The organism is Nitrospira sp. Nam80 (assembly GCF_965152575.1).
This window is the reverse complement of sequence record NZ_OZ224216.1, coordinates 1,536,926-1,553,611: the sequence shown is the minus strand read 5'-3', so window position 1 is coordinate 1,553,611 and position 16,686 is coordinate 1,536,926. Positions and strand designations below refer to the sequence as shown.

Genomic DNA, 16,686 nt, shown 5'->3' with positions numbered 1-16,686 from the left:
TTCTTGAAGGGGTAACTATGACGGATAACGATCTCAGCCCACCTTTCTTAAAGCGACGATCATATTCGTCCTCAGATTTCGAAATGGGCCCGCCATTAGTAGACGAATCCACAATAATTCCAATACCGCGAGCGGCGTTATCATTGCAAAAATAGCATCCGTCACAAGAAGATGTATTTCAACAACTTCGAATCCTGTTTTCTCGGCAAGCGTGCGAATCCTATCTTCCGTATTGGCAGCGTAATGCGTTGGAAATACATCGTGTTCTTCCCGACCTTCAATGAGATGAATCAGTTTTCCTTTCAACGCCTCCGGCACAAGGCGGGAGAGGATGACACCGTAGCCATAGGCATTCGGCGTGTGGAACAAGAATATCCCCTTAGGCTTAAGAATTCGATGAATTTCCCTAAATTGGAAATCGGGATTGTCCAGATGTTCAACGACCATATTGGCAGTCACCAGATCACACGACTGACTTGTAAATGGCAGTTTGGTAATGTCACCTCGTAACTTTTTAGAAATAGTTGAGTGAGCCTGCAGAGAGTGCAGATCATAATCTATACCGAATATCGTTCGACAATTCTTGATTAATTGCTGCTCTTCCATTTGACGCCAGCTCGGCAGAACAGAATGGCCACAGCCCATCTCTATCCAGTCCACTGAAGGGTTGACATATCTCTTGAGAATGGCTTCATACGTATATTGTGAGTATTTGAGACTTGGCGCGATCAATCGTCTAATGGTCCAATAAACATTGAATAATCTCGAACGAAGAGCCATCAGTCACTCCAACCTTAAGAGACAGCACCGACTTGTGCGAATTGATTGCGCAGTCTAAGGAACGGTCTCTCTATCAACCAATAAGAAGCGGACGCGATAACGACGCACAGGAATACGCTAATCGTGAATTCTATTACGAGAGAGTCGGATACCAGTCGGTGACCTATTCCCAATGCTAGCAAGTGATAAAGATAGAGAGAATATGAGATGCGGCCCAGATACACCATTGTTGGATGATCGATCCACGACCACAGTGTCCGATTACTCAGGCTGAGCAATTGGGTCATAAAAATTGCTATCAGTAGCGAGTCCACCGTGAATCCCAACGAATAGTGATAACTGTCGGAACCGCCAATACGTGAATAGAGTAACAGCGCTAATATGGCAAACGGGAATAAGATGTTACGGCTGAGGGTCATTGCCGCCATTTCAAACCACCCCAACCGACAACACACTGCAAGCAAACAGCCGATCGCGAGACTATCAAACCTGGTCTCAAATGCATTGTATACGTAGGAAGGACTCGCGCCGAAGTACAGATAGGCAACGGACCTCCATCCCGCAATAAGACATACAGTACTGGCTATTATTAAAGCGGCGCTCCTTGATCCTCTATGAATAATAGCTCCTAATAATAAAGGCCAAAGCAAATAAAACTGTTGTTCTACTCCCAGCGACCAGGCATGAGCTATAGCAGTATCGGGATGGCCGTTAAATGCATTGTAATAATTGACGAAGTAAAAGAATCCCGAGAGTGTTAACAACACATCCCAATGATAGCCTCTTAGTTGTTCTTCGATGTAAATCAGAAACAGAAATCCATAGTACGCCGGTGCAATGCGAAATGTCCGCCTGATGTAGAACTGTCCTAATGAAATACTGCCGGTTTGGCTATATTCTTGCAACAGCAGCCATGTGATCAAAAACCCGCTCAGGACAAAAAAGGCTGTAACGCCGAGATCGCCAGGAACAGAAGTAAAACCGAAGTGGTAAACGATAACTATGAAAACAGCAATGGCACGCAGCCCATCGAGAGCTGGCAAGCGGTTTCTCGATAAAATCTCACTAAGCGCAAGCCTATCTGACTGAGCCGAAACGCCGGGAGCCTTAGAGAAAGACTTGTCTTGTTCCAGGAATATTTGGACCGAACTCAATTGCACCTTATTTAATAGAATAATGCCTTCTGCAGCTTAAATCACTTCCTTAATCACTCCTTACCCATTGGGATAAGCTGTCATACGAGCGCTAGAGTCGATGACCCTTTCGGCCAAATTGTCACAAGAATCACGTATTAGATTAAAGCATTTCTGAAAATCGTCTAACGTTCCGCTAAATGGATCCGCGATATCGGTTCTCCGACCACTATTGAACTCACTCAGGACGAATGCTTTGCCTCTTACTCTTGGGCATAATTTCAGGAGGCTGACCAATTGGGCAAGTTCCATGACCAGTATGAGGTCTGCCTGTTCTACCAATTCTCGAAACATCTGCATGGTCAAATGAGGCTCCAGCGTTAAGCCATATCGTTCAGCTACTTGTCTCGCAAAGTTATGAGCCGGTTTACCGTTAGTTGTGTCTAGGCCGGCTGATCGCACTGTAATTCCGCATCCAGGTTTAAGCTTTGATCGGAAATACACTTCAGCTAATGGGCTACGGCATATATTGCCTTTGCATAGGAACAATACATTCTTAACATTCTTGGGTACGTCAGAACGATATCCAAGCTGTCCATACCACCTGATTCTCATGACGATGTTCTTTAGTCTAGCGATTAATTCTCTGATCAGAACCGCATACGACCTTCGAAGTTCATCGACTGTTAAGACAGATCGTTGCTCGTTCATATCACGCCTTTTGCGTATTTCTTCCATTCATAACACCATGGGGCAGGATCTTGAAGACGTTCTATTTCATTACGAGTCCCTTTAAATTCTCTCAGGAAATCTCCCGCACACCTCCATCTTGACGAGTAACCAGGTGGAAGATTGAGGATTTCTTCCGTCTTCAACAGTCTCATAAGCAGGTGATCCAGGTCCCCCAGCAGCCACCGTGATTTGATCCCGTTCCGATAGGCGTTTTCCGGCACGGATGCAATCCGCCCGGTCGCCATTTGGAACAGGAGCCACGGGAAATTCATCCCTGCGTCGATGGACAATTGTAATGATCCCCAGAAACGGCCGTTCACCTCCATAAGCACGGGGACCTTGCTGGCATGGTCTATTTTGAACTCCACCATCGCGACGCCGTGCCACCGCACGTGCTGCAAAAGACGCAGCGCAGGTTCCACCAGGCCTTTGTCGAGTGGAATGCTCTCTCGCAGAACACTGACCCCTCCAGACGGTGGCTTCTCACGAATCCGCCTGTGCGCAAAAAGTGCCAGAGGCTTGCCGTCATTCATCAATGCAAAGATTCCCTGTCCCTCTCCGAGCACACGTTGCTGAATGAGCGACGGCTGCCTCAGATATTCATGTTGCCGGTAAAGATCGCGCACCTCATCCGCATGGTGAGCATAATGCACGGATGTCTTTTGCCATCCGCTCTCTGTTTGGACCAGCGAACAACCCGGTTTTACCACCACCGGAAATGATCCGATTCGATCGGATATCCCGTGGATGTCGCCGCCAGGCACGAAGATCGTATCCGGAATCGCCACATTCAATTCCAAAGCGGACTTCATAAGGCGGTATTTGTCGGAAGCCTCTTCAAAGATTTTGTAATCGGGAATGGGCATGTGCGTATGACGTTCGAAATCGCCTTTCCGAGGGCCGATGACGTGCATGGCAATATCGGAAATCGGAAACAGTGCATCGACCTTTCGACTCGTGACAGCCCCTAGAAGGCAGTCCAAGAACCCTCGCGGGTCTCGATACGGAGACGGATAGGCAAAAGACTTCGCGCAATATTTCGATGCCGCAGCCAATGACCTCTTTTGTTCGGCGCCCACCATGACGTCAATCCCACGTGCTCCCAATGCACGGGTCACCGCCAACGCCGCACGCTCATCTCCGTCGGTCACTAGTACGCAAGCCGCCAGGGACATGGCGCGAGATCTCCTTGCGGCAGAATGATGATGGAACAGATCATAATCAACACGCGAATAACCGCATGGCGTACAAGGCAACACTACGAGTGATGTCATTGTGTATACTGATCCTTCGTAATTCAAACAGGCGGTCCGGGTTCGAACCTTCAACTCCAGGCTGCACTCCTACCGCTGCCTGGTACCCGCATTCTTTGACCATCGTCTGTATCTGGGCTGTATTATTGCCGTTCGGATAGCAGAAAACCGGCACATAGTTGTTACTGCGAGCCTTGAGGACTTCTTGAGACTTTTCGAGCTCGGTTTTAACATCTTGCGCCGAAAGATGCGTCAGGATCCGATGTGAGCACGAATGCGAGCCGAACGAAATACGCTGCTGCGCCATTACTCCGACCTCGTTCCAATCCACTATACAACGCTCATGAGGAAGCGCGATGGTCAAGGCGCTCGATAATGCGTCGATCAATTCAAAAACCATTTTTGGATTATGTCCCTTGCACCGCTCAATAACCTGATCCGCAAAGTCCCGCCGAGTATCTTCCGACACACAGGAGAGTCTCGTTGTATCGGCATCGATGCTGAGAACGTCTTTGAGAATCGTTCCCCCCTTGACGCTCGCTTCTTCGCTCTGGGTCAGCTCTTTCACGCAGTAGGCCACTTTCTCTGGCCAAAACCATTCGTGAGTCCCGACGAAATCCGTGGGCAGGAATATGGTGGCCGGGATTCCCAGCTTTCGCAAGATAGGATACGCATAGAGGTAATTGTCCAACCATCCATCGTCAAACGTGACCACGCAATAGCGCGCTTGTCTGTCCCAGTCTCCAGTGTTCCAGCGTTCCAGCAATTCATGGAGGGATATCACTTTAAACTGGTCCAGCAGAAACAGCATGTGTCGCTCAAATACATCCGTTTCGACATACATGCCGGGCTGGATCCACTGATCGGTCAGGTCATGCGCAGGCAGCACGCGATGGTATGTGAGAATAACCGCTTTGCCTTTATGGCAAAACCGGTGGAGGTTCGACAGATATAACGTTTCCGCCACACCCTCGCGAACCAATCCCTTCATCGCTTGCCAGGTGAACGGCATCACTCTACGGTTTAGAACAACGTATAGATGAACGGGGCGACCGCAGATCCCTGGGTCAGCACGATCAGACTTCCCAATAACACCAGCATGACGATGATCGGCAGCAGCCAAAACTTCTTTCGCTCCCTCATGAAGGCCCACAGCTCCGCCAGGAATTCTCCCATATTTCCTCCTTTGACTTAAAACTGCCGGGTCATATGTGATTTTGGACGCGGCTGTCTTACCACCCGATACGTGTGAGCGTCACGCACCAGCACTCGTCGCATCGCATCCCACCCAAAGAGCCGCATCACCACGCCCATCGGCGTGATCAATCCGTAAAATAGGATCCCCAGTATGACTCGCGTATTAATCCAGCCCAATACATGTCCCACCTTCATCCATACTTTGAAGACCGGCGCAAGCGCCGCCGGCAGAAGAAGGCCGAGAGTAACCAACACTCCTCCCAGACCCAGCGCCCACAAGCGCATTCCTTCACCTCGCCACACCAAGGGCCACATTCCGATGATCAGAAATATTCCGCCCACGATGAGGCCAAAGTTCCTCAGTTCCTTCATATTCAGCTGCTCAGTCATATGGTACCTCTTTGCGTCATCAGGGCATTTGGAAAGGGATGAATTTATGCGGTCAGCGCTTAGAAGGTTCCCACCGCAATACTCGGTCTCCCCGGAAATAGCGATACCAGGCGTCAAGAATTGAGAGATTGACGATGACAAAGAACGAAGGGAGTCGATAGAACAGGGCCAATGCATAGAATGCGAATTGCGCTGTCAAGAGAAGGCGATACGCATAGGACTCCACCGCCAGGACGACGTTGGAAATCAATATTCCGATCATGGCAAAGGGCACCAGCCAGCGGCAGAGCTTATGGCTGAACAACTGCCATGCAAATAACCCATACTTCAACGGATTCAACATGGGTAAGCTTCTCATCAGTACTGCAATGCCGCGCAACACCGTCCTGACTTTACGTTGGTATTCTTTGGTCTCGTCCGCCAAATTCTTGTAATAGCCGACGCTGTCGGGGTCGGATACGCCGCGCAGGCCTTGTCGCATCGAATTCAGCAGTGTATTAAAATCGCTCTGCAAATCCGCGGCCCATGGCGTGCACACTTGCCGGCGGGCGGCGAAAAATGATCCGCTCAATCCCACCAGTGTATTGACTCTCGTTTCCAATGTTCGCAAGAGCATTTCATATCGGACGTAGGCTCCCTCCCCGCTCACTTTACCTTCCGCATCCATGAACCGATCCACGCTGCTGACACAGCCGACGGAGGGATCATTGAACGACTTGACAATATTGGTAATGGCATTTGGATGCAGGGTTGTGGCCGTGTCGGAAAACACTAAGATCTCTCCATGTGTTTGAGAAACCGCCAATTGTTGAGCGGCTTCCTTGCCTTTTCGCTCCGACGCCCGAATGAGTCGAACTCCCAAAGCAGCATGCGCCCGCACAATATCGTCCGTTCCATCCGCCGAACAATCCGAGGCGACAACGATCTCCAAACTTTCACGTGGATAGTCCAATTGCAGTGAATTGTCGAGCTTGGCGGCGATACGCCGCTCTTCGTTATACGCGGTGATAACAAAGGAGACGCATGGGCTGATATTTCCTTTTTGCACCGGTCTATTTCGAACCACCGCCAGCGCCATCAATGCAAGAGGATAGCCTGCATAGGCGTAGAGTACGAATACTATGCCTCCCCAAAACACCAACTCAAACAACATCGTCAAGGGTAAATCTCCGGCTCATTCCAACGAACCGATAGGCTATCGGTCCTTACCGGTCGACAAATCTGACCGTATCCCCGCCGCTATCGACATCGACTTGTCGGACGTTTTCTGACCGGCGGATTCATTCATTTCAGACTGGCTGGATTGCAGAGTAGACATGATTCGCCTGACATCCCGCTCCGTCACATACTGATGTGTCGGCAGAGTGACAAGACGTTCAGCTAAAATGGAGGCCCCCGGAGCGCGTATCGCGGACAATGCCGGCCGAAGTTCTGGGATGTCTTGTATCGCGGTCGGATAATAGTGGCTTATACCCAATCCCTGTTCTTTGGAAAGTGCACAAAGGCGCTTCCTTTCTTCCCCACTCTTCATCAACAAGGGAAATCGTAATTGGACAGATTCGGCTTGTGGATGCGGGATTATGTGATTCAAACCTCCAGCCCTCAAGCCCCGCAGAAGATCGGAAGCCTTCGCTTTACGGCTCACCGTAGCCCGTGACAGGCGCATCTTCCAACTGGACAACAATCCTGCCCGAGTTCTTCCCATCCGAGCAATCGGGAAATCTTGATAGAACTTCGTTTCTCCCAACTTGAGAAAGGGCAATCCGGCGGGAATCCAGTACCAAAGCGGAGAAATCAAGAACGACATGGCAACAACTTCAAGCCAATTCTTGATTCCTTCGGATATCGACTCGATTTTCACTTGCTCGTACTCCAACTGAACAGCCTGTGCAATACGGTCCGAATTGGTCAGTATAACTCCACCTGATCCGCATGTAACGTTCTTCCCGCGCCCGAAACTCAGAAACGACACATCTCCATTTGCGCCCAGCGGCCTGCTATCTTTCAGGGCGCCAAAGGCCTGAGCAACGTCTTCAATGATAAAAATATCTTTGCCTTCGGTATACCGCCTGACCTGTGCGACATCGGCATGACAGCCGAAAAGATGTGTCGGCACGACCGCCAAGACATCTGCATCGAGCCCCGCTTTCAATTCGGCCATATTAAGATCCAATGTCTCCGGATCTACATCACACAATGCAACATCTAATCCCGCCTTCTTGATAGAGGATGGAACAGAAAAACAAGTATAGGCAGGGATGACGACTTTTCGCCGGGGAGAGAGCCGCTTCAATCCCAAGAGGATGAGGGTAAGCGCGGCCTTCCCCGAGGTGACCCAGAATACGTACCGCATCCCAAAATATTCTTGAAATTCGGTCGTAAGCTTATCCAATACACTAGTGCCGCGCCATGGTGCCATGACGCCTCGGCAGAGATCCGCCCAATACAACGGCGCTGCGGTGGGAGCAAGTGTGCGTTGAATCTTCATGGCAAATATTTCACGATGTGAGGTCCAAGCCAATTGGCCACAGATAACGGCAACCGCTGCCACATTTTGATGGCTAACACATATTTTGGATTCTGCGGATTCAATTGAGGGATTTCACCGCCATTCGCAATCCAATAATGCCAGTAAAGTTGATGTGGCTCAGCCCCCCATTGTTCCTTAAATCGATACGTTCCACTATTCGGGGTGGAACGACCGAAATCGAAGAACTGAAATCCTTCCCGGCAAGCATGTTCCAAGACAGAACTGTAGAGCAACATATTGGGGGCCAGACGACTGAATCTTTTGTCGGATGCCGCCCAGGGTATCTCCAAAATAGAACGAAACCCATAAAGAAATCCTGCAGCCAAAGGTCTCTCATTGGAGGACACCACGCAAAAACGCGATTCTTTTGGAAAGCATTCATAAATAGCTCGGAAGAATTGCTTGGAATACACCGGAGTCCCCAAATCCCGCATGCAGCGGGAAAAGACAGCGTAAAAATCATCCAGACATTCCGTCCCGCCGAAGCGAACCGCCATGTTCTCTTTCTGAGCCCGGCGTATCTGACTCCTCAACTTGGAGGGAAACTCTTTCCATAGCAATTCAAATTGCTTGGGAAGCTTCAGGCGCATCGAAACCTTGCGATGGCTCAACGGCAACTCGATATCGCACGGCTCCTGATGACGAAGCTCAATATGAACGGCGCCGAGAGCTCGCGCCCGCTCAATCGCTTTCTCTATGAGAGACGCTTTCGCCTGCTGGTCATCTCCGATCATGCCGCCATAGTTTACAAACGGAAGGGACACCAGAAAATTGCCAAATATCTTGCTCGATAACATAACAAGAGGTAAGACCCCCCTCGGTTCCCCTGATGGGTCTTTCGCCAGCAAGTAACAGGTCTGATGACCGAATGTTCCTTCGATGATGCTGCGCCATCCCAGAAGATGGTAACCGCTTGCTTGAGGCGATGCCAGGACATACCGGTCCCATTCCATCGCTTCGTGTTCTGCGAGCTCAACGGCGGTAACACTCATCGTGGACCTATCCATGCCGAACCGGTGTTTCCTCATCGGATGCAGCTGTTTCCGTCATGACCGCATCAAGCAATTCAGCCAACTCTCCTGCAAGTCGTCGGTAGTCAAATCGATTCACGGCTTGAGAATCCGGCCGGCGGAACGGAATCACACCAGCAACTATATCGTGGAGAATCTCTTTCAGCCTCTTCACCTCATTCGGAGAGCTCATGCCGAGGTTGTGACGCTCAACCAGCCCGGCCGTAGCGCCTTCACCCCCTACGAGAAGAAGCGGCCTGCCGACCGCGATATACTCATAGATCTTCCCGGGAACCTGAAGCGGAGATTCCGGCTGGACGATCAGCAGCACCGAAGCTTCTTTCATTTGGCGCACACATGATTGGTGAGACACAGGCGGTTCCCGCGCGAGCATCGCATGCTTCTCCAAGGTCTCCGCGAGGGTGTTACATTCCTCATCCGTGCTTTCCCAAGCTCCGACAAAACGAAGGCGCAACTGTTCGGGCTTTATGAAGCCTTCTTGATAGAGTTCCCATACCGCTCGAAATAGGATGCGAGGCGTCCGTTTCCCGTAGACCGTACCAAAATGACATAATTCATATCCTTTGGTAGTCGGTTCACTATCGACATGATTGATACTTCCCGTTCCGAGTATTTCCGGATCGAAACCATTCGGGATTGCGACGCATCTATTCCTGATTTCCGGATATTCCGTACACAGTCTCTGTCTCAGCTCTTCGGTATTCGTGATGACCCGGGCTGCCTCCAAGCAAATGGACTTCTCAAGCCTCCTGGCTCTTTCAGTCAAAAAATCCGCACTGAATGCATAATACGGATTGCAGGTCCAAGGATCTCGATAGTCGAGTATCAGCGGACATTTCAACCGTCTGGCCAGCGCTCGCCCCACCAGAAAGTTACTCCACGGCCCGCCAGTCGCGATCACGATATCCGGCATGACATGTCGCTCCCGGTCTGTGATCCGCCTTACGGCGGGAGAAATCCATGACACCTGTCGGTCAGGGAATGCGAATAACCAATCCAGAACAGCGTCTTTTACAATCGACCGGCGTTTCATGACGGCGTCCGTTCGGGAGCTGTGCGACTTGACCGGCGCCTCGGTGCGAGACCGAGTAAGGAACCGACTCAAGACAAATGACTTGATATAGTCCCGCGCGTCAATTAAACGAGTGAGCGAGTCTCGATAGTCAACATGTTCTACCCGTACATTCTGAGGCACATAGGTCTCAAGGTGATGATCGACGGGATGAGGGGGATACACTGATCCCGGAGTTGTCGTCAGTACCGCAGGATGCCACCCGTAAGCCTGAAGGTGTCTACAGAATCCAAGCGGCCGCATGGCGCCGGTGGCTGCGATCGGCGGGAAGTAATACGCGACGAAGAGCGCTTGTTTCATAACTTCGCTATGAGACACGCAATGGAAGAAAACACTTTTTAGGAGGCAGACGGCTTAACACGGTGTCTTATTATAGCCAGAATACGCTCGGACGCATGTCCATCCCAGAGTGGGGGGGGGGCTACTGTAGAGCGCGCAGATTCTATTGCCATCATGGCTTCGGATATGATTCTGTCCGGCGCCGACCCAATCACACGGTTCGTGCCATGCGTCATCGTGACCGGACGCTCAGTATTCTCTCTCAGCGTAAGGCATGGGATGCCGAGGACGGTCGTTTCCTCTTGGATTCCGCCGGAATCAGTCAATACCAGCTTGGCATTCGAGATGAGACACATAAAATCCAGATAGCCGATCGGATCCATGGAGAAAATACCATTTGGCCCCGGAACGGTCCGATCGAAACTGATGATCTCCTTAGACTCGTCCAAAAAGCCAAGGATTTTCTTTGTCCGTGGATGCACCGGAAACACGAGTGGGCATTTCTGGGCGACCTCGGCCAAGGCCTTGACCAATCCTTTCAGAACCATGATGTTATCCACGTTGGAGGGCCGATGCAGAGTCACAACGCCGTACTGACCCTTTTTTAGCTCGAGTCGATCTAGTATCGCGGAGTTCGTCCACAATCGTCGCGACGCCTCCAGTGAATCAATCATGACATTGCCGACGAAAAAGATCTTTTCCTTGGATACGCCTTCAGCCGCCAAATTGCGAACGCCGCTTTCTTCCGTGACGAACAGCAGATCTGAGACTGCGTCCGTGACTAACCGATTGATCTCTTCCGGCATAGAACGGTCGAAACTCCGCAATCCGGCCTCGACATGCGCGACGGGGATGTGCAATTTCACCGCAGTCAGAGCAGCGGCCATGGTAGAGTTGACATCGCCCACGACTACGACCATATCGGGCCGGTCGCGTTCAAGAATCGGTTCCAACCGCTTCATGACTTCAGCCGTCTGAAACGCATGCGATCCCGAACCGACTTCCAAGCATACGTCCGGTACGGGAATCTTCAAGTCTTCGAAGAATGCACCCGCCATCTTCACGTCGTAATGTTGGCCAGTATGCACCAGACAAGACTGCATATCGGCATGTTTCCGCATTTCGCGGATTAAAGGGGCGATCTTCATAAAGTTCGGGCGCGCGCCCACTACGCTAAGAATCTTCATTGCCACTCCGATTGCGGGTCAAAGGAATGCATATTTATGACACGTGCCGGAAATACTCGACCGTCTTCCGAATGCCGTCTTCCAAAACAATCTCCGGTTCCCAACTCAGCAATGCCTTGGCTCGTGAGATGTCAGGACGCCGAACCTTCGGATCATCAGCCGGCAATGGATGTTCCTCAATACGACTCCGGGAATCGGTCAACTTGATGATGAGCTCGGCGATTTGACGCACCGTCAGTTCCCGTGGGTTGCCAATGTTGACCGGATCATGAATGCTGGTCAGCGTTGCCTCCGCCTGTTTGGTCAGGAATTTCGCCCGGTCCGTCCGTTCCGCCACTGACTTGTCTGACTTGACCATCAGCAACGCTACAATACCCCGCACGAGATCGTCCACATAACAGAAACTCCTGGTCTGGGAGCCGTCGCCGAATACCGTCAACGGTTTTCCATGCAACGCCTGAACAATGAAGTTCGAAACCACTCGTCCGTCATTCGGCCTCATTCTGGGGCCATAGGTATTAAAAATTCTTACGATTCTCGTATCCAATCCATGATAGCGATGATAGGCCATCGTCATGGCTTCGGCAAACCGTTTGGCTTCATCATACACGCCGCGTGGGCTCATGGGATTCACATTACCCCAATAGGTCTCAGGCTGAGGGTTCACAAGCGGATCACCGTACACCTCAGACGTGCTTGCCAGAAGGAATCGGGCGTTCTTGGCCTTGGCCAAGCCTAAAGCTTTATGCGTGCCGAGCGCTCCGACTTTCAGCGTGGCAATCGGCATATCAAGATAATCCTGCGGGCTCGCAGGGGAAGCGAAATGCATGACCGCGTCCAATGCCCCATCGACATGCAGGTAATCGCAGACGTTATACTTCACAAAGCTGAATCCAGGACGCCCCATCAAATGGGCAATATTCTCGGTTCGACCGGTGATGAGATTATCGAGGCTGATCACCTCATTGCCCTGGTTCATGAGCAATTCACAAATATGACTTCCAAGGAATCCAGCTCCGCCGGTTATGAGAATGCGCATCATCAATTCCCTCCTACGATGTTAATCGAGCTCGAATTCCTTCTTCCAATCGGTATCTCCTTCCAACGGCTTTTGATCCGCTTTGTACAGGAGACAGTTTTCCAGTACGAGTATGTCCATTTCCGTCCGCATGAAGCATCGGTAGGCATCTTCAGGCGTACAGACGATCGGTTCACCCCTCACATTGAATGAGGTATTGACGAGCACGGCACAACCGGTTTTTGCCTCAAACGCCTTGAGAAGTGCGTAATACCGCGGATTCGTTTCTTTGTGAACGGTCTGAACGCGGGCGGAGTAATCGAGATGCGTGACGGCCGGGATATCGGATCGCGGCACATTCAGCAGATCGATTCCCCATAATGACTCTTGAGAAGCACTTCTCTTTAGCCGGCGCTCCTCTTGTACCGGCGCAACCAACAACATATATGGACTATCGGTATTCATCTGAAAGTAGTCGCCGACACGCTCTCTCAGGACCGACGGCGCAAACGGACGGAATGATTCGCGATATTTGATCTTCAAATTCATGACGGATTGCATGGAAGTGTTCCGGGCGTCTCCCAGTATGCTGCGGCCACCCAGCGCGCGCGGTCCAAATTCCATGCGCCCCTGCAGCCATCCTGCGACCTTTCCGGCTGCCAATTCCTCCGCGACACGATTGCATAACGTCTCATCGTCAAGGCGCGCGTACGGAGCGTTGATTCTTTTGAGATACTGTTCAGCCTCGTCGGTGGTAAAGGACGGTCCCAAATACGAACCCTTGATGCCATCGCGACTTGCATCCACCTTGCGAGGGCGATTTTCGAATTGATGCCAAGCAGTGAGCGCCGCCCCGAGCGCTCCGCCTGCGTCCCCGGCTGCCGGTTGTATCCAGATGCCTTTGTAGGGCCCCTCCCGAAGGATACGGCCGTTCCCCACACAGTTCAGGGCAACACCACCGGCCATGCAGAGATAGTCGACACCGGTTTCGCGATGAAGCGTCCTGGCCAGACGCAACATCACCTCCTCGGTCACCTCCTGAATGGAACGAGCCAGATTCATCTCCCGCTGTGTCAGTTTGGATTCGGGCTTTCTCGGTGGGCCGCCGAACACGGCATCAAACTTATTCCCCGTCATCGTCAAGCCAGTACAATAGTTGAAGTAATCCATGTTCAAACGGAACGTGCCGTCCGGTTTGAGGTCAAGTAAATGCTCATAGATTGCTTTCACATACTTGGGTTCGCCGTATGGAGCGAGGCCCATCACTTTGTATTCCCCGGAATTGACCTTGAATCCCGTGTAATAGGTAAATGCGGAATACAACAACCCGAGCGAGTGCGGAAAAGGAATGTCCCAAAGTGCCGTGAGCTCATGTCCCTTCCCCAACCATGCCGACGTCGTCGCCCACTCGCCCACCCCATCCATGCAAAGAACCACCGCCGATTCGTACGGCGAGGGAAAGAATGCCGAAGCGGCGTGGGATTCATGATGCTCGGAGAACAGCAGCTGAGGCAGCGCGTCTTTTTTGATCCCCGGGGCATGAACGCCGAATTCCTTTTGGAGCAAACTCTTGAGCAACAACTTCTCCTTCAACCATACGGGCATCGCGGCCAGAAATGATTGAATCCCGCTCGGTGCAAACGCGAGATACGTCTCCAATAATCGCTCAAATTTGACCAGCGGTTTGTCATAAAACACAAGGTACCGGACATCGGTGAGATCGATCTTACCCTCTCGCAAACAGTAACCGACCGCTTTGTGGGGAAACCCGGCATCATGCTTTTTTCGAGTAAACCGTTCTTCTTGTGCTGCGGCAATTATCTCTCCGTCACGTACCAGGCAGGCGGCGCTATCATGATAGAAGGCAGAAACCCCTAAGATATTCATACTCACCACCTTCTTTTCGAGGCGACTGAAAGACTGTTAGCAGACATGAGACCGCCTTACCTGTTCCTTGAACAGTTCCTCATACTGGACAACAAGCTTATCATAGTCATATTGCTCTTCCACGATCATGCGTCCATTACCTCCAATTTTGTCTCTCAAATCTTTGTTACGGATGAGCTTATCAATGGCAGCCGCCAACGCCTGGCTGTCCTCTATAGGCACCAATAAGCCATTGTGTCCATCTTGAACGAACTCGGGGATTCCCCCGGCCGTAGTCGCCACAATAGCCTTTCCGAACGTCATCGCCTCCAGTAAGACAATGCCGAAGGGTTCCACGCGTGAGGACAATGCGAAGAAGGCGCACCGCTCAAATAAAGCTGGAACAATATCATTCTTGACATCACCTGCAAATAGGACCATGGATTCAATGCCCAATTCGGATGTCATACTCTTGAGGCGGCTTTCCTCAGGCCCATCGCCAGCAATCACAAATCGATATCGGCATTGAGCGCCGGACGATTTGAGCACCTGGATTGCTCGCAGCAATACATCCAACCCTTTGCGCGGATAAAGTTTCGCCACCGTTAGAATGAAGTCGCCGTCAGGAATGGGCGCAATCGCTGCCGCACTTTCCGCCGCATCCCGTAATCTCTTGCATTCCACTCCATAGTGCAGAAAGGAGTGGTTGTGGCTCAGCTTTCCTATCTTTTCATGGGCGTCTCGTACCAAACTGGCCGAGTGCGCCAGAATCCAGTTCGCTCGACGGATAATTCGCCGCACGATCCATTGGCAGACGACATCGTTCGTATGCAGCAGGAGCACATCACTACCATGCAGGCCGACAACTATGGGGATTCCGGTCCATGCTCGTATGAGGTAGAAATACACCATATACGTCATCGGATATTCCAAGGAGATCACCTGAATATTGTTCCTGCGAACGAAGCGGTATAAACGCCACATTGTTGGAACAAAATACAAAAGAAAGGCAGCGACCGCCCTAACAGGTACCGTAGAAATCCATGGCGGGCGCAGGTACAATTGAAGAACGCCATCCTCCATGGCCAGAGGACAGGCTTCGACGGTATCAGAATCTCCCGGGCGCAAGACGTAGATACTATGCCCCCTTGCTCCCAACAGTCTTTTGATATCCTGAACATAGGTCGCCACACCACCTGATTGTGGATTGAAGAACGGAGTAACAAAGAGAATATTCACGTAACCTAGTCTCCGCCCTTTTCTTTAATCTTTGTGCTCTTCACGCTCATCTACCGGCAGTATTCAAGCAGACCTTCGCCAGATCGACATATATGCCGACCTCCAGCGGTGCTCGCTGTATCAGCGCCATAAGGCGGCGTCTCGCATTCTGGTTGCGTCCTTCTATGCGATCCAGGTAAGCCAATTCCCGTTCGGCCTCAACAAACCGGTTGTGAATGATGCGGTTCAATTCTGGGGAAACGGCATGTCCGCGGTATTGGTCGGGTAAGAATCTTCCGAACATACGTGCATGGTCTTCTAGGACGCGGCGTTTGCTTGACATCAGGCTGCCTGCTCTCCAACGATACTTGGCCAACGGCTCATCAATATAGCCGAATGTCCACCCTTCCAAAGCGATCAGAATCCAATGCATGTAGTCCTGTGTAACCGGAAGATTCTCGTTGAAGCCTCCTACTTTCTCTACGCACGTCCGTCGCTCGATCACCGTCGGCGTTTGAATATGGCAGCGGAGCAGGATATCACGCTTGCAGTGATTTTGCGGGACAGACCTGGCGGTTTCAGCATTGAACCGTGCGTAAATAACTCGGTCGTGCTCGTCGATCACGCTTACGTCACTATGCAGAAGACCGCAATCATCATGCGCATCAAGGAACTCTATCTGACGGGCTAGTTTCTGAGGATACCAGACATCATCGGCATCCAGGTACGCGAACAGTTCACCATTTGAATCCTTCAGCGCCCGATTTCGAGCGGCGGAGACACCACAATTACCCTGATAGAGGTATCTGATCTTCTTCCCATAGGCCGAGGCAAGAGCTGGAGTTCCATCGGTTGAACCATCGTCAACTACGATAATCTCGTAATCCCGGTAAGATTGCCTCAATACGCTGTCAATGGCGCAACCAAGATAGGCAGCGCAATTAAAGGTAGGGATGATCACCGATACCCGCGGCACAATCGTCCCTTTGGTTCATGACTA

General features: G+C 51.3%; 16 protein-coding genes. All 16 read right to left on the bottom strand.

Annotation, left to right across the window (positions count from 1 at the left end):
• Positions 1 to 33 precede the first annotated feature (33 nt).
• The 16 genes from ACWGXE_RS07225 to ACWGXE_RS07150 all read right to left on the bottom strand — a co-directional run bounded on the left by ACWGXE_RS07225 (position 34) and on the right by ACWGXE_RS07150 (position 16,662).
• Positions 34 to 780, bottom strand: coding sequence for a class I SAM-dependent methyltransferase (locus ACWGXE_RS07225; protein ID WP_447602506.1), 747 nt, complete (start codon positions 778 to 780; stop codon positions 34 to 36).
• 14 nt (positions 781 to 794) lie between these two features.
• The gene (locus ACWGXE_RS07220; protein ID WP_447602505.1) at positions 795 to 1,934 is read right to left on the bottom strand and encodes an acyltransferase family protein; all 1,140 of its coding nucleotides are present in this window, start codon (positions 1,932 to 1,934) and stop codon (positions 795 to 797) included.
• Between the two features lie 60 nt (positions 1,935 to 1,994).
• A complete protein-coding gene (locus tag ACWGXE_RS07215; protein ID WP_447603891.1) occupies positions 1,995 to 2,528 on the bottom strand; it encodes a low molecular weight protein-tyrosine-phosphatase in 534 nt (177 codons plus the stop codon).
• A gap of 92 nt (positions 2,529 to 2,620) precedes the next feature.
• The gene (locus ACWGXE_RS07210) at positions 2,621 to 3,820 is read right to left on the bottom strand and encodes a carboxylate--amine ligase (protein ID WP_447602503.1); all 1,200 of its coding nucleotides are present in this window, start codon (positions 3,818 to 3,820) and stop codon (positions 2,621 to 2,623) included.
• A 46-nt stretch (positions 3,821 to 3,866) separates the two neighbouring features.
• On the bottom strand, positions 3,867 to 4,910 hold the full coding sequence (locus ACWGXE_RS07205) for a polysaccharide deacetylase family protein (protein ID WP_447602502.1): 1,044 nt from the start codon (positions 4,908 to 4,910) through the stop codon (positions 3,867 to 3,869).
• Between the two features lie 11 nt (positions 4,911 to 4,921).
• Complete coding sequence (locus tag ACWGXE_RS07200) at positions 4,922 to 5,074, bottom strand: DUF5989 family protein (RefSeq protein WP_447602501.1); 153 nt, start codon at positions 5,072 to 5,074, stop codon at positions 4,922 to 4,924.
• A gap of 15 nt (positions 5,075 to 5,089) precedes the next feature.
• Entirely contained in the window at positions 5,090 to 5,485 is a 396-nt protein-coding gene (locus ACWGXE_RS07195; RefSeq protein WP_447602500.1) for an SxtJ family membrane protein, read from the bottom strand.
• A 52-nt stretch (positions 5,486 to 5,537) separates the two neighbouring features.
• The gene (locus ACWGXE_RS07190) at positions 5,538 to 6,638 is read right to left on the bottom strand and encodes a glycosyltransferase family 2 protein (protein ID WP_447603889.1); all 1,101 of its coding nucleotides are present in this window, start codon (positions 6,636 to 6,638) and stop codon (positions 5,538 to 5,540) included.
• A gap of 42 nt (positions 6,639 to 6,680) precedes the next feature.
• On the bottom strand, positions 6,681 to 7,904 hold the full coding sequence (locus tag ACWGXE_RS07185) for a DegT/DnrJ/EryC1/StrS family aminotransferase (RefSeq protein ID WP_447602498.1): 1,224 nt from the start codon (positions 7,902 to 7,904) through the stop codon (positions 6,681 to 6,683).
• 65 nt (positions 7,905 to 7,969) lie between these two features.
• Entirely contained in the window at positions 7,970 to 8,968 is a 999-nt protein-coding gene (locus ACWGXE_RS07180) for a FemAB family XrtA/PEP-CTERM system-associated protein (protein WP_447603887.1), read from the bottom strand.
• Between the two features lie 46 nt (positions 8,969 to 9,014).
• Complete coding sequence (locus tag ACWGXE_RS07175; protein ID WP_447602496.1) at positions 9,015 to 10,418, bottom strand: glycosyltransferase; 1,404 nt, start codon at positions 10,416 to 10,418, stop codon at positions 9,015 to 9,017.
• A 38-nt stretch (positions 10,419 to 10,456) separates the two neighbouring features.
• On the bottom strand, positions 10,457 to 11,584 hold the full coding sequence (gene wecB, locus ACWGXE_RS07170) for a non-hydrolyzing UDP-N-acetylglucosamine 2-epimerase (RefSeq protein WP_447602494.1): 1,128 nt from the start codon (positions 11,582 to 11,584) through the stop codon (positions 10,457 to 10,459).
• Between the two features lie 34 nt (positions 11,585 to 11,618).
• Positions 11,619 to 12,623, bottom strand: a complete 1,005-nt coding sequence (locus tag ACWGXE_RS07165) for a UDP-glucuronic acid decarboxylase family protein (RefSeq protein WP_447603886.1) — start codon at positions 12,621 to 12,623, stop codon at positions 11,619 to 11,621.
• A 21-nt stretch (positions 12,624 to 12,644) separates the two neighbouring features.
• Entirely contained in the window at positions 12,645 to 14,489 is a 1,845-nt protein-coding gene (locus tag ACWGXE_RS07160; RefSeq protein WP_447602492.1) for a carbamoyltransferase family protein, read from the bottom strand.
• Positions 14,490 to 14,525: 36 nt separating this feature from the next.
• On the bottom strand, positions 14,526 to 15,707 hold the full coding sequence (locus ACWGXE_RS07155; protein ID WP_447602490.1) for a glycosyltransferase family 4 protein: 1,182 nt from the start codon (positions 15,705 to 15,707) through the stop codon (positions 14,526 to 14,528).
• A gap of 46 nt (positions 15,708 to 15,753) precedes the next feature.
• Positions 15,754 to 16,662, bottom strand: coding sequence for a glycosyltransferase (locus ACWGXE_RS07150; protein WP_447602488.1), 909 nt, complete (start codon positions 16,660 to 16,662; stop codon positions 15,754 to 15,756).
• Positions 16,663 to 16,686 lie beyond the last annotated feature (24 nt).

Excerpts from the sequence above, each read along its gene's own strand:
- ACWGXE_RS07225 (WP_447602506.1), bottom strand. The coding sequence starts at position 780 with ATGGCTCTTCGTTCGAGATTATTCAATGTTTATTGGACCATTAGACGA.
- ACWGXE_RS07215 (WP_447603891.1), bottom strand. The coding sequence starts at position 2,528 with ATGAGAATCAGGTGGTATGGACAGCTTGGATATCGTTCTGACGTACCC.
- ACWGXE_RS07210 (WP_447602503.1), bottom strand. The coding sequence starts at position 3,820 with ATGTCCCTGGCGGCTTGCGTACTAGTGACCGACGGAGATGAGCGTGCG.
- ACWGXE_RS07205 (WP_447602502.1), bottom strand. The coding sequence starts at position 4,910 with ATGCCGTTCACCTGGCAAGCGATGAAGGGATTGGTTCGCGAGGGTGTG.
- ACWGXE_RS07200 (WP_447602501.1), bottom strand. The coding sequence starts at position 5,074 with ATGGGAGAATTCCTGGCGGAGCTGTGGGCCTTCATGAGGGAGCGAAAG.
- ACWGXE_RS07195 (WP_447602500.1), bottom strand. The coding sequence starts at position 5,485 with ATGACTGAGCAGCTGAATATGAAGGAACTGAGGAACTTTGGCCTCATC.
- ACWGXE_RS07190 (WP_447603889.1), bottom strand. The coding sequence starts at position 6,638 with ATGTTGTTTGAGTTGGTGTTTTGGGGAGGCATAGTATTCGTACTCTAC.
- ACWGXE_RS07185 (WP_447602498.1), bottom strand. The coding sequence starts at position 7,904 with ATGGCACCATGGCGCGGCACTAGTGTATTGGATAAGCTTACGACCGAA.
- ACWGXE_RS07180 (WP_447603887.1), bottom strand. The coding sequence starts at position 8,968 with ATGGAATGGGACCGGTATGTCCTGGCATCGCCTCAAGCAAGCGGTTAC.
- ACWGXE_RS07175 (WP_447602496.1), bottom strand. The coding sequence starts at position 10,418 with ATGAAACAAGCGCTCTTCGTCGCGTATTACTTCCCGCCGATCGCAGCC.
- wecB (WP_447602494.1), bottom strand. The coding sequence starts at position 11,584 with ATGAAGATTCTTAGCGTAGTGGGCGCGCGCCCGAACTTTATGAAGATC.
- ACWGXE_RS07165 (WP_447603886.1), bottom strand. The coding sequence starts at position 12,623 with ATGCGCATTCTCATAACCGGCGGAGCTGGATTCCTTGGAAGTCATATT.
- ACWGXE_RS07160 (WP_447602492.1), bottom strand. The coding sequence starts at position 14,489 with ATGAATATCTTAGGGGTTTCTGCCTTCTATCATGATAGCGCCGCCTGC.